The organism is Flavobacterium suncheonense GH29-5 = DSM 17707, from assembly GCF_000430025.1.
Taxonomy (GTDB): Bacteria; Bacteroidota; Bacteroidia; order Flavobacteriales; family Flavobacteriaceae; genus Flavobacterium; species Flavobacterium suncheonense.
Window position 1 is genome coordinate 171,465 of sequence record NZ_AUCZ01000008.1, and the last position, 13,409, is coordinate 184,873.

The 13,409-nt window shown below is 40.5% G+C and carries 12 protein-coding genes and 1 tRNA gene; 1 reads left to right on the top strand and 12 read right to left on the bottom strand.

Going from position 1 to position 13,409, the window contains the following annotated elements:
• The first annotated feature begins 51 nt into the window (after window positions 1-51).
• Window positions 52-486, top strand: coding sequence for a hypothetical protein (locus tag G498_RS0106160; protein ID WP_081694213.1), 435 nt, complete (start codon window positions 52-54; stop codon window positions 484-486).
• 51 nt (window positions 487-537) lie between these two features.
• On the opposite strand, the gene G498_RS0106165 is transcribed toward G498_RS0106160, so the two are convergent.
• From G498_RS0106165 to G498_RS0106220, 12 genes are all read right to left on the bottom strand, one after another.
• A tRNA-Ala gene (locus G498_RS0106165) sits at window positions 538-611 on the bottom strand.
• 4 nt (window positions 612-615) lie between these two features.
• The gene (locus G498_RS0106170) at window positions 616-1,905 is read right to left on the bottom strand and encodes a phenylacetate--CoA ligase family protein (RefSeq protein WP_026980372.1); all 1,290 of its coding nucleotides are present in this window, start codon (window positions 1,903-1,905) and stop codon (window positions 616-618) included.
• A complete protein-coding gene (locus tag G498_RS0106175; RefSeq protein ID WP_026980373.1) occupies window positions 1,902-3,566 on the bottom strand; it encodes an acyl-CoA--6-aminopenicillanic acid acyl-transferase in 1,665 nt (554 codons plus the stop codon). The genes G498_RS0106170 and G498_RS0106175 overlap by 4 nt, the downstream gene beginning before the upstream one ends.
• Window positions 3,563-5,089, bottom strand: a complete 1,527-nt coding sequence (locus tag G498_RS0106180) for a phytoene desaturase family protein (RefSeq protein WP_026980374.1) — start codon at window positions 5,087-5,089, stop codon at window positions 3,563-3,565. Before G498_RS0106180 ends, G498_RS0106175 begins: the two co-directional genes overlap by 4 nt.
• Before the next feature lies 1 nt (window position 5,090).
• The gene (locus G498_RS0106185) at window positions 5,091-8,765 is read right to left on the bottom strand and encodes a 1-acyl-sn-glycerol-3-phosphate acyltransferase (RefSeq protein WP_026980375.1); all 3,675 of its coding nucleotides are present in this window, start codon (window positions 8,763-8,765) and stop codon (window positions 5,091-5,093) included.
• On the bottom strand, window positions 8,766-9,944 hold the full coding sequence (locus G498_RS0106190) for a DUF2062 domain-containing protein (RefSeq protein WP_026980376.1): 1,179 nt from the start codon (window positions 9,942-9,944) through the stop codon (window positions 8,766-8,768). It abuts the gene before it with no gap.
• A gap of 9 nt (window positions 9,945-9,953) precedes the next feature.
• Window positions 9,954-10,436 carry a hypothetical protein gene (locus tag G498_RS0106195; protein ID WP_026980377.1) on the bottom strand — a complete coding sequence of 161 codons (483 nt, stop codon included), beginning with the start codon at window positions 10,434-10,436 and terminating at the stop codon, window positions 9,954-9,956.
• Window position 10,437: 1 nt separating this feature from the next.
• On the bottom strand, window positions 10,438-10,809 hold the full coding sequence (locus tag G498_RS0106200) for a hotdog family protein (protein WP_026980378.1): 372 nt from the start codon (window positions 10,807-10,809) through the stop codon (window positions 10,438-10,440).
• A 15-nt stretch (window positions 10,810-10,824) separates the two neighbouring features.
• Window positions 10,825-11,451 carry a porin family protein gene (locus tag G498_RS0106205; protein ID WP_026980379.1) on the bottom strand — a complete coding sequence of 209 codons (627 nt, stop codon included), beginning with the start codon at window positions 11,449-11,451 and terminating at the stop codon, window positions 10,825-10,827.
• A gap of 10 nt (window positions 11,452-11,461) precedes the next feature.
• Complete coding sequence (locus G498_RS0106210; RefSeq protein ID WP_026980380.1) at window positions 11,462-12,094, bottom strand: hypothetical protein; 633 nt, start codon at window positions 12,092-12,094, stop codon at window positions 11,462-11,464.
• The gene (locus G498_RS0106215) at window positions 12,060-12,686 is read right to left on the bottom strand and encodes an outer membrane lipoprotein carrier protein LolA (RefSeq protein ID WP_026980381.1); all 627 of its coding nucleotides are present in this window, start codon (window positions 12,684-12,686) and stop codon (window positions 12,060-12,062) included. The genes G498_RS0106210 and G498_RS0106215 overlap by 35 nt, the downstream gene beginning before the upstream one ends.
• Window positions 12,676-13,398 carry a polysaccharide deacetylase family protein gene (locus tag G498_RS0106220; RefSeq protein ID WP_244877127.1) on the bottom strand — a complete coding sequence of 241 codons (723 nt, stop codon included), beginning with the start codon at window positions 13,396-13,398 and terminating at the stop codon, window positions 12,676-12,678. The genes G498_RS0106215 and G498_RS0106220 overlap by 11 nt, the downstream gene beginning before the upstream one ends.
• Window positions 13,399-13,409: the final 11 nt, after the last annotated feature.

Here is a 13,409-nt window from a genome sequence, read left to right on the forward strand (position 1 = left end):
TCTGAAAACTTTTTCTTAACTTTAATTACTGTAAACCAATACGATACAAAGATGAAAAAAATCATTTTATTAGGAATTGCACTACTGCTGTCTGCCAGCATTTTTGCTCAGGAAACCGAAGTTAAAAAAACAGTTGGCAAAACTAAGGCTAAAACCGAAAAGACCGCTAAAGAAGCCGGTACCCAAGCGGAAAAAACAACAAAAAAGACAACCGTTAAAGCAAAAGAAAATTCAGTTGCTGCAAAAGGCGTGAAGAATTCAACGGCAGGTAAAGCAAAAGCAGCGGTTAACAAAGCGGATGCAAAAGTAAAAGACGAAGGCAAAAGCACTGCCAAAAAAGTAAAAGAAACCGCAAGCAACGAAAAAGCGCCGAAAGTTGCCGACAAGCTAACCGGAACCTACAACGGAAAAAAAGTGTACACCGGGCCGCGCGGCGGAAAATATTACATCAATTCCAACGGAAACAAAACGTATATTCAGGATTGATTTTGCTTGATAAAAACAAAAAAACCGCAATACTTATTGCGGTTTTTTTTGTGGAGAATACCGGATTCGAACCGGTCGCCTCTTGCCTGCCAGGCAAGCGCTCTAGCCAAATGAGCTAATCCCCCAGACTTACGTTCGTTTGTCGATAAACGTTATCGGCTTACGACTCATCGGTGCAAATATAAGTTTATTTATGATATCTTGCGCAATAAATTCAATTTTTGGTGAAACTCTTAATTTTGCCCTGAAATGATCCTTAATCTGATTCAGTAAATCTTCCGACGGATTGTCCGAAGCAATCTTAATTAGGATTTCGTCTGTACCCAATTCATTGGTTGAAATTTCAATCACATGGCTTTTAACGCCTTCAAAATACGTTAGCAGATCGTGCATTGCCGGTGGATACAGCGTTGTTCCTTTGTATTTTATCATGTGTTGTTTTCTCCCCAAAACAGGACCTACGCGAAGCGAATTTTTACCACAAGGACAGCTCTCTGTATGCAACTGTACAATATCTCCTGTCTTAAAACGCAGTAACGGCATTGCTTCCACTCCTAATGTTGTGATGGTTAATTCTCCGCTTTCCCCTTCCACTACCGGATTGTTATTATCGTCCAACACCTCTGTAATGATTAATTCGGGGTGATGATGTCCTCCCTGAAAATATTCGCATTCGGTAAAAGCCGTGCTCATTTCCGTGGAAGCATAGGTAGAGAAGAGCTGTACCGGCCATTTGTCTGTAATTCTTTTTGTGAGAACCGTTGGGGAAAAATCCTGATTCCGCAGCGATTCTCCAATACAGAGTACGCCTTTAATGCCTGAATTTTTGTAGTCGATACCATGCTGTTCGGCATATTCAATCAGTTTTAACAAAAAAGACGGAACGGTTACCAGATATTTCGGTTTGTATTTTACAATCGAATCCCACTGCAACTCCGGTATTCCTGCCCCTACTCTTATTACTCCTGCACCCAATTTTCGCAAACCCAGAAAATAAGCCAGTCCTGCCATAAAGCGGCGGTCCATCGTGGTCATCAGCTGTACCACATCGCCTTTTTGGACACCTGCACAGGCGAAAGAAATCGCTTCGTTATAAGCCAAGCGCTCCAAATCACTATCGGTTAACCCGAAGGTGACCGGACTGCCTAAAGTTCCGGATGTGGTGGCATAATCGATAATCTCATGCCTCGGCACACAGAAAAATGACTCGTTATGCTCCTGCAGTTGGGTTTTCGTAGTTACCGGTAGTTTTTGCAAATCTTCCAGGGTATTCACCAAATCAACAGCGATGTTTTCTCGCTGAAAAAGGGCACTATAATAAGGTGAACGCTCTTTTAAATATGCCAGCAGCTCTTTCAGTTTCGCTTCCTGAAACTGTTTGATTTCTATGGCAGATGCTTTTTCTATGGCAGGTATCATTGTTGTTTTCGTCTTGCTTTTTTTAGGTATTTTTCCAACCGCACACGATCCGGAACGGTTGTAATCACTTTGGTTAGTGCTTTTTGAAATTCCGTTTCAGCGGCTTTGTACCAGCCTCTGTTGTAAAAGTACTGACCGGTTTTATAATATACAATCCAAAGTTCCGGATTTAGTTGCTGATATTGCTTTGTAAACCCTTTTTCCAGTATTCCTTTCTCCGAAAGGACTTTGTCTATAATCCGGTCCTGAATGCGATAGGCCTCATATTTTTGATAGGTTTCCGTATCTAGAAAATCATCTTTCGGAATATTCCTAGAATTGGTGCCTAAAACTACAAAATCGTTTTCTTTTTTACTGAAAATTTTGTTCAAATCGTACGCCACAAACTCACCGAGTTGATACGGATTCGACGACACCCAGACCATAAGACTCTTTGGCTGAAAGACGATGCCGTGATGTGCTAGCAACTGATTAAGCGCCTTCTCATTTCCGTAACCGATTTTAGTATTTTGTAAACCGTCTTTGTTGCGCAAGATCGCCACCATACGCTCCGGATCCATCTTTTCCTGCTCGCCCAACAACTCCTGCATTCGCTCGAAACGGTATTGGGAATGGCTTTCAAGTATGTGCCGCCGGTTTCTTTCGTCTGTTTTATAAACTTCACTCTGAAAATGATTGGAACACAACAACTGACTGTTGTTCGACACGTCAAAAATTCCGAATTTTTCAGGCGAAACTTCAATAAGAATTGCTCTTTGGTCTTTGGCACTTCCTATCATTATGGATTCAGAAACAAAAACCTGTCTCTTTTTGGCAATATTTATGGCTTCTTCAACTGTAGCAGCATATTGCAGAATTTCACGCGCAACAATTGAAATAGGCGTTTTGGCCACCAACGGAATTTTAGATTTTCCGGCATTAATGGTTACGGTCAGACCTTCAGTATTCATCCCGGACACCACGCCTATCATTCCGCCCCAGGTAACCATCATAAATGGATGCCCCTGCTCGGGGTTTATAAAAGCTACGATTTTTTCTTCCGCAAAAGCATCCCCGGCGTAAAAATCGAAATTTCTCCCGATTAACAACTGTTGATCTTCCGTTTTATCACCCCAAACCGCCAGTGAGGAACAACCTACCAATGTCAGGTCCTGCATGGCGTGTCCTATATCGTGGGCACCATGCAGATACAGGCTTCTCAGGTATTTTGGCGCTACAGTATTAAACTCGTCGGAAGCATATTGTGACAACCCGTAAATTTCTGCCTTGTATTCTTCGGTAATGTGGAGGTATAATTTTCGGTTGTACCATTTTAAAAATTCCCGAAGTAGTTTCTGTTTGAATTTGGACGGCACCAATTCCTGCACTTGAGAAAAGAAAATTTTTTCCTGTTTCTGCAACAAAGGCTGTGTCAAGGCTCCAATGAGCATTCCTCGCTTAAGCGGATCTCCCGACACATACAATTCCCAAATTTTTTGTTTGTTCTTTATCAGATAATTGTTTCCGGAAGAAAAAAGGGTATCGGCATGTTTTATAACAATCGGTTTTTCCGGGTTATAGCCTTTCAGATTGGGCTGATGATGTAAGGATTTAGAAATGCCGCAGGAAAAAAACAACGACATCATCCCAAAGAAAAACAATATCGGCACTTTTCTTCTCATTGGCTGTCTCGTAAACTGTTGTTAATTTTTGTAATCAGGTATTCTTTCCCTAAAATTTCGGAACATGTTACCACTGCTCCAATGGTAACCCCTAAAACCCCATGCATATTGATGCTCTGACCGGTGAGAAAAAGGTTCTCAATTTTGGTTTTGGGTGAAATAAAGGTTTTCATCGGATTGTTGGAGTCTTTCACATAGCCGTACAAATTCCCTTTATGTCCGCCAATATAATCCCTGTACGACAAAGGTGTCGAAGCGTGAACCGACTTAATGTGCTGTCGGATATCGGGAAATTTCCGTTCTAACTCTACTAAGAAAGCTTCGGTTTTTCTTTGCTTAAAAGCTTCGTAATCAGCCCCTCGGTCTTCGGTTTCCGACACGGTATTGTGTGTGTTGGCCCATTGCTCCACTTCTTCAAAACGCATATAGGTAATACCGGTTAAACTGTCTGCCCACTGTTGGTTTTCCGAAGACACGTTCATGGAAGCCATATAGCTTTCCGGCCAGCTTTCTTCGGTATAATCCGCGGCTTCCCAAATACGGGTACTGTCTTTAAAATGATAATAATTGTGATTGAGATATTTTACCGATTCCGGCTGGAAAACAACGTAAATGCTAAAAGGCGCAATTAACACATCTAATTCCTGTATGCGTTTGTAATACGACTTTCGCATTTTGTCTTCCCCAATCATTTTCAGGGTGGTTTTGGGCTCGATATTGGAAATGAAAAGCTCTCCGAAATATTCGTTTCCATTCTTAGTTTTGGCCGAAACCAATTTATCTCCTTCAAAACCGAAATCAACTACTTCACTGTGTTTGTACACTTCCCCACCATAATGTCTCAGCTGTTTAATTAACTGCTTTGTAATCTGACTTCCGCCATTGATACAGCGCCAGGAACTTTGAATATAGGAATTCACCGAAAGTGCATGGACGTAAAAAGGCGTTTTGTCGGCAATTCCCGCATACAAGAAATTGGAACCTGCTAAAACGGACTTCAGCTTTTCGTTATCGGTTAATTCGTCGAAATATTTTTTGGCATTGATGGAAAGTATTTCCTCCTGATAACCGTCTCCCTGTTTCAGATTGTAAAGCGGAAAGGAATCGCAGGTGTATTGCAGTTTTTTACAGTATTCACGTAAAACATCCTCTTGGTCCGGGAAAAAAACTTTGAGTTGCTGAATGAAATTTTCATACCCCTGTGCGTGCGGATAGGCATTCGAATCGCCATCAAAAGTGATAAAGTCATAACCGTTCTCGTCCATTTTCTGCAAACGCAACTGGTCCATGATACCCAGATAGCTGAAATAACTGTACAGGTTTTGTCCTTTGTCCAGCCCGCCAATATAGTGAATTCCGGTATCGAAAATGGTTTTGTCGCGCACAAAAGTCTGCAGATTCCCGCCATATTGGTTGTTTTTTTCCAATACACAGACTCTTTTGCCTTCCTTAGCCAGGATAATAGCCGAAACCAGGCCGCCCAAGCCGCTTCCTATGATTACTATGTCGTATTTTTTTTCCAAATTATCTTTTTAAAACCACTAAAGCAGCTTCATCTGTAACGGTCTGAAAGCCTAATGCTGCGAAATGCATTTTCAGAGGAAAGTTACTGATTAAAATTATCGTTTTCACCTGTTCGGTAATCGGTAATACTTCCGGGGTAATAGTTTCTTTGTCTGAAACCAGCAGCGTATCGTGTTTTTCATTCTGCATACTTGCGGAGTCCGGATACAAAATAGTTCTTTTTTTGACAATATAGTTTGAGGCCGCTATGGCTCTTTTTTCCGAATCGCTGATAAAGGTCACTACTTTTCGTTTCGGTTGCTGCATCGTTAACAAGAAATCCAGCTGCCCGTAATCGTTTGCAAAGTGAATAATTCTGGCATTGTCTTTAATGTGCTGGTTTATTTCATAATACAACCCTTTGCGGCTTTCAAAATCTGTTTTCACCGCTTGAACTATTTCCGGTTCCTTGTACAAATAACTCAGATAAAGTTTATGACGGAAATAATTCTCATCTTCCAATTTTACACGTAAAGCGGCAAATTCTTCCCTGAAATGCTGGTTGATTTTTTTGGTTCTTTCGGAATAGTCCGTTCCAAAAGCCGTATCGGCTGCAGCTATCCGTTTTCCTACTACTACCGTGATATTTTCATCGTAAATAATGTGGTCGCCTTTGGGAATTGTTTCCGAGTTTCCGTGAATATAAACCGGAACCACATCCAGGTTAAACTCCTGAGCCAGATAAAACGCACCCTTGTGAAAACGTTTCACCACATTGTCTTCCGAACGGCTACCTTCCGGAAAAATCATTAACGAATAACCCTGTTCAACCTTTTCACGAAGATGATCCACACCGCCTTCAATACCTTGGGAAACCGGATAATAGCCCATCAATTGAACCGCTTTGCCGAAAATCGGGGACTTATACACCCAATCGTTCACCAGATACACCACTTTATGCGTGACCATCCCAATAGCCAACGTATCTAAAAATGAGGTGTGATTGGCAATAACCACACACGGTTTTTCAAACGTTTCGTTATCTTTATTAATGACTTCTTTTTTCACAAACGGATTGGAATACAACACCGAAGTAAGGAACTTTGCCATGATTTTTCTGAACCACAGCATTTTCTTTTCGTGATTTCCCGGCAAAACTCTTACCAATATCCGCCCAATTACCGAAAGCAAAATTCCGCCCAAACCATAATAAACAAATGAAATGGTTGAATGCAGCAATAATCGCAGGCTCACCGGAGATTTTCCTTTTTTCACACGATTAAAGAAACAGATGCGGAACAATATCGGATAGAAAATGAACGTAATCAGTAACGCAGCAAAAACCCCGATCAGGGAAACCGAAGAAATCGATTTCAACGCCGGATGACGGGCAAAAATTAAAGCACCGATAGCCAAAACAGTCGTAAGCGCCGCCAATAAAATAGATGTTCGGTAGGTGGCCATTTCGTTTTTACCTGTGGTGTATTCTTTCTGTAGGGCACTGGTCATGAAAATACTGAAATCGACGCCGTGACCGAAAATTAAAGTACAGACAATCAGACTGAAAATATTCAGCTGGATGTCGAAGAAATACATCACGCCTGCCGTAACCACACCTGTTATTACAATCGGAATCGTACTGATTATCACTAGTTCGACTCTTCTGAAAAAAACAAACAGAATCAGGACAACCGCCACAAACGAATAGTTAATCAAATCGTTGAAATCGTCGCGCAGCTTCCCTAAAAAAGTTTCGTTCATCTGCTGACGGTCGATGGTAATGACTTCTTTTTCTTTCGCCATGCTTCCTACAAAAGCATCTCTTTGAACATCGGACACTTTCGCCACCGACATTATCGTGTAAAAACCGTTCTTTTCCGTTACAAATTCGTTCAGAAACAAGGCCTTTAACTGCTTGTACTCCTTAAAAGTTATCGGTTGGAAAGATTGGTACAGCAAATCGTAAAACGACTGATGTGTTTCCGGCTTAAACCCTAAAGAATTTCCATATGCAATCAGGTTGGTTTTTACCATGTCTTTTCGGTCATTGTTCCAGAAAGCATTCCATTGGGCTATCTTTTGCTCCTGGGCGGCTTTCGAAAGTACAATTCCGCCTATAGAACTGAAATTCAGGATTTCTTTTTGTGCTTTCTTCTCTGATAACTGCCCATAAACTTTGTTGTTCTGTTGCAGTGCTTCTTCCATTGAATTGCCATACGAAGCCAGATATATTGACTTGGACGTCAGATTTGATGCGTCTTCCAGCTTGGCTTCGGCTTGCTTGATTTCCTGCGGAACAAAATTTAAATCGGAAAGATTGTTGTTAAATTGTACTTTGTTAAAGGTGAACAGACTCACAACGATTACAACTACACTGGCAATAATCAGGAATTTATTGTTTTCGAAAGAAAAACCCGCCGCTTTGTCCAAAAAGGTTTGGTGCTCGGCTGCGGCAGTTGCCTTGGGTTTGTACAAATGCGGAATAATCAACAGTGAAAATACAGCCGACACCATGACACTGATGGCAGCAAAAATCCCTAAATCTTTCAAAGCTTCGGAATGCACAAAAAGCAAACACAAAAAAGCCAATGCAGTAGTCGAACTGCTCATTATCAATGGCATGGTAATGTCTTTGTACAGACTTTCCACATCGCTGTTGTAACGGTAATGGGTCATGATGTGCAACGAATAGTCAATGGTCACACCCAACAAAACCGCTCCTACGCTCAGTGAAATGGCGGAAATGGTTCCTTTTAGGAATACTAAACTGGCAATGGCAACAGCAATCCCAAAGAGGGTTGGAATGAAAATTATGACGGGAATCTGCAGTTTGCGGTAAAACACAATCAGTATCAGCATTAAAGCACCCAAAGAAACCAATACGGTGGTAATGATGTCACTTTTAATCTGTTTTGCATTTGCTACGGCGATCAGGGAAGATCCGAAATAATCTACCGTCGTTTTTTCCTTAAACTGATTGTTAAGCTGCTCTTTTATTCCGTTGAGTTTTGTAACAAACAAGGTGTTTTTCTCGGTTTCACTCCCGCCTAATTTCGGGTTGAGAAACAAAAGCAATTTCGACTCGTCTTTGGTTACCACATAACCGTTTTTCAACTGAAACTCATCGCCTACCCCCAATTGCTGCAGTTTTTTCAACGCAATAAACGAAATGCCTAACGGATCGTTTACAATAAATTTTTTGGCAACAATCCCGGTAGGTGAAATTAAAGTTCTGTAGTTTTTAGCCACTTGCGCCGCAATACTGTCGCGGTTCAGTTTTTGAGCTATTTGCCGATAGTCATTATCTTCTAAAAACAAAGGCAGATTGCGGTATACAAAATCAAAGGTCTCCTGAATATTCTCTTCGTCTACTTTACCCTGTATGTCTTTGATGTACGCGTTACAGGAAATGATGCTGTCGAGGAAAACATCTGCGGTTTCGGCTAAATCATCGACGGAACCGTTTGGTGCTTTTTCGATGATAACCGTAATTTTATCGGAAAAATTAAGCTGACGCAGCACTTTTGCAGTTACATCGGCTTTGTCGTTTTTGGGAATGATGCGGGTAATGTCTTCTTCAAACTTTATTTTGGAAGCCAAAAAACCAAAAAACACAAGAATTGCCAACGCTACAAATACAGACAACAGCCTGTTTCGTTGCACCAAACGATGGATTCCGATGAAATAGTTATGCATTTACGCTTGAGTTTTTCTGGACAGCGAAAGTACTAAATAACTTCCAACCCCGAAAATAACAGCCATAACTGTTGCCAAAACAAAACTGCCAATCAGGTATTGTACGACATTGCTTTTGATGTGTTCCAGCGTAATCGGACTTCCCAAAGTAAATTTCGCGGTATCTTCCACAAAAATGGCTCCGGTTTTAAGCGACAAAAAAATCACCACCGGAATCATCGGAGGAATACTAATATTGGAAAAAGCAAACGCCAGCACTTTGTTCCAGCGCAGCAGAACGGCCAACGAAATTACAACAGCGGTCTGAAATCCCCAAAAAGGGGCAATCCCACAAAAAACACCCAACCCAATGGAAAGTGCTTTTTTTAAATTGGAATCGGTATTGGCTAAAACATCTTCGCGGAAGAACTCTTTAAAGCTTTTTTTTTTGAAACTCCTAAAAAAATTTCGGGGTTTGATGTACAAAAACAGTAAAATCACCAAAACCGTGTTCAGAATGCTGATGCGGGTAAAATCTTTAAACGGTCGGAAATGGGTAACGCGCTCGCTGGGATCGTATAAAATTTTTACCGGAACGTTTTTTATCGGAACCCCATTCCAGGCGGTACGCACAATGACTTCAATTTCAAACTCGAATTTTTTGGTGAAAAATTTTTTGGGGATGCCCCGTAACGGATACAAACGGTAGCCGGATTGTGTATCTTCCAGTGAAATTCCGGTTTCGAACCAAAACCAGAAATTGGAAAATTTGTTCCCGAAACTGCTTTTTTTCGGCACACCATCCTGATTCATGTTTCGGCTTCCGATGAGCAGAACATCTTTTTCTTCCTTTTCCAAAGCATCCAAAAAAACCGGAATGTCATCCGGAAAATGCTGACCGTCGGAATCTATGGTAATGGCGTAGTCAAAACCTAACTGTACCGCTTTTTTAAAACCTTCCCGTATAGCATTTCCTTTGCCTTGGTTTACAGGAACGGTTACAAGCGTAAGTTGCGGATAAGTCTCTAAAATCTCTTTTGTCGTATCTGTAGAACCGTCATTTACAACTATAATCTGTCTGGTAAAAAGCAAAATACCGTCAAGCACACGACGAAGCGTTTTGTGATTGTTGTAAGTGGGTACAATAACACAAACCCTGCGCTGTTTCATTCGTTCTGAAATGCTTGATACGGCTGTCATGGTATGATGCTATTTAATTTTTTGCTTTTCGGACTCGGTGAACAATTTGGACTGTTGACTGTACAAGCGGATATAGTTTTGAAGCTCTTTCGGTTCTTTGTCAAAAGACGTTAAAATCATCTTTTTGTCTTCCTCAATATTAGCCTTGTACTTTAAAAACTTTGGCGTATGTTCCTGGATACTCAAACGGATCAGACGTATTTCTGTGTTCTTAGGCTCTTTTTTTACACAGTTTTCAAGCAACATAACGCCTTCCGTAAACAGTTCTTTTCTTGCTTTTTTATCAGAAGTAAATTTCGATTGGAGCGTTAACGCAGCACCTTTGTAAGCCAACATCGTTTTGTTATCCTTGTTGTATGCAACCAAATTTGCATAAAATTTTTCAGCTGCCTGTTTGGTTTTCGATGCCGCATAATATTGCTCCCTAATGTCAGATAAATCCTGGATCAGGAAAACAAAAAGAGATATTATCAGCGACAGCAGTTGCTTCATTTTATGCTTTTTTATAGGTGTTGGTAAGTTTCAACGCTACGGTATCATCGAAAACAGTGGTGTTTTTCACTTTTACTTCGGAATTTAAGTCGCCCGAAATTTCCAATTCCAGTTGCAATCGGGGTGTTTTATCAGGGTTAATCAGCGCCATAAATTTCACATTCGAAGCACTCGCCATGAACAAGGGACTTCCCAGAATTTCCTGCGACAGTTCTTTGATAATCTGCATCATGCAAACGCCCGGGGTTACCGGATTGCCTGGAAAGTGTCCTTTAAAAATTTCGTGCTGACGGTTTAAAAGCACCTCAGCAAGGTATTTCCCTTCGGAAACCTTTTCCAGTTTTTCAACCGTATAAAAACCCTTTAACAACATGGTTTGATTCTGAATTTATTTAACATCAAAAGTATAGGAAACCCCTAACTGAAACACCTGATTTAAGATGATATCATCCGCATTTCCGTTTCCTTCTTCGTCGTAATACGTATTGTAGTTGTTGCCAAAAATATCCACAAAACCCTGTTTGAACCTTGCCTCAAATGTTAAGCCGTTGGGCAAAGAATAACCAGCTCCGAAAATTATTCCAATATCAAACCCTTCCGGTGATTTTAGACCTGTTTCTTTAAAATTGTCGGCTACTTTAAAATCAAGAGCCGGACCAACTACTGCCTGAAATCCTTTTCCAAAAGTGAATTTATTAATAACATCCACCGAAAGATAATCCAAGTTGTATTTGTGGTCTTTGAAAGTTGTTTCAAAATATACAGGATTGTAGGTGGCATACTTTACAGTAGCCCCCTGACGGGAATATAATAATTCAGGCTGCAAAGTGTAAAACTTAGCTAATTTTATGGCTACCAGACCACCCAAATAGAAATCCGTATTGGAATCGGCATCCGTATTGGTAAATCTGGAAATATTTAATCCTGCTTTTACTCCGGGCTTAATGGTTACCTGAGCATTTGATTGAATAAAACCGATGCAGCTTAAGACTACACTAAAAATTACTTTTTTCATTCGTTGGAATTTAATTGATTATCTGTTTCAACTCGATTTGAAGTTGGATATTTTTATGATTGATGCTTATTGTTTCGGCAAAAGTACTGTTTTTTGATTCAAATTCGAAAACAACCTTTTCCTTGCGTTTGGAAGCCGCAATCAACTTTACGAGTTGCTGATTTTTTTTATCCAAATGAAAATACAAATAGCCGTTTCCCTGTGATGCTTTCAAAATCTCAAACGATTCGTTTTCAAATGCATCCGTAATTGTATGATGGACTTTCAGCAACAAACGGAAATCGTCGCGTAACGTATGTAACAGCATTTTGCGGTCTAATTCCTCCAAAACGTAATGCACTTTAAAATCGGTTTCGGAAATTTCAAAATCGAGGATTTTATTACCAAAATCGGTTGTAAAAACGACCCGATGAACCGAATCATTAAGGCGCTTGGCCACAAAAACACCTCCTGCTTTATGACCATACACTTCGATGTGTGCTTTGTAAACATAATCGGTTTCAGGATTCGAAAAATAGGGATTTTGAAATTCCGGACGGGTAACAATTTTCGGAACAGCCTGCTTCAACTGATACGATTTACACGAATAGCATCCGACAGCAATCAGACTAATTAGTAAAAACCGAATCATCCACTTTATCATTGATGGTTTTGTTTTTGAACACAATGCGGGTAAAATCTCCGGACGACTCAATCAGTTTTACTTGGGATACGGTAGCTTCACCCAACGGAAAAAACAATTCTACCTGCTTGATGTATTTTTTAACCGTTGTGGTTTTGGGCTCCAGTTTTGCAATATAAAACTCTTTGGTTTTGAAATAGGAAATGACAAACTCCTTGTCGTCGAACATATTCCCGCTAACGCTTCCTACAATCAGTTTGTTGATTTTTTCGAACATCTTGCTCTTGGCATCGACCGTGCTTTTATTTCCCTGATCGTTAATGTAAATTTTATTGTTTTTAAAAACAATGCTGTACTGGTACGGCTTGGTATATTGCCAATTGAGATGATTTGGGCTTTTAAAAGCCATTTTTCCGGATGTTTCAATGTCTTTCGACAGAAAATCCATGTGCTTGTATTGTACGAAATCGGTTTTCAGGGTTTTTATGCCTTGAGTTTCTCTTTCCACTTTGGTTTTAAAGCTCGTTATTTCTGCAACAGTCATTTTCTGTTCCTGTGCTATTCCTACAAGACCCAGCAAGACCGATAACAGTAAAAAAAGATTAGTTTTCATAAGCTTGTACATTTAAAAGTGCATCTACAGTAACCATTTCGTAATGTTCCGCCTGCAAAAATAACAATAACCGTTCCAAAACCCTAACCGTTTTTAATGAAGTGTCGTGCAACAGGATGATGCCGCCGGGTTGAATTTTGTGCTGAATCCGATTAAAAATCATATCTTCTGCTGCAATGACGGTATCTAACGACCGAATGTTCCAACCAATTACCTGATGCCCCGTAACCGAAAGTGCTTTGGCAATGTTAGGATTGGTCACTCCAAACGGTGGTCGGAACAATTTTATTTTCTTCCCGGTAATATTCAACAGTATTTCATCGTTGCGTTCTATTTCTTCTTTGATTTTCTGGGTTGAAAAAAAGCCGAACGTTTTGGAATGAGAATACGTGTGATTCCCTAAAACATGCCCTTCCGCAAGAATTCTGCGAACAAGCTCCGGATGTTTTTCCATTTGTGTTCCGATACAGAAAAATGTAGCCTTAGCATTCGCTTTTTGCAGCAAATCGAGTACTTTTTCGGTCATTTCGTGTGGACCGTCATCAAAAGTAAGAGCGATTTTGCGTTGGGTGATATTCGGATTATGCGTATAAGCTTTAAGGAAATAGTGCAGACGAATGTCAAAAGAACCCCAGGCAGTCATCCCTGAAAAGAACAGGAAAACCAAAAAGTAGCTCCACCAGACGGCTTTCAGAAGAAACAAGACAAGCACTGTCAGCAAAC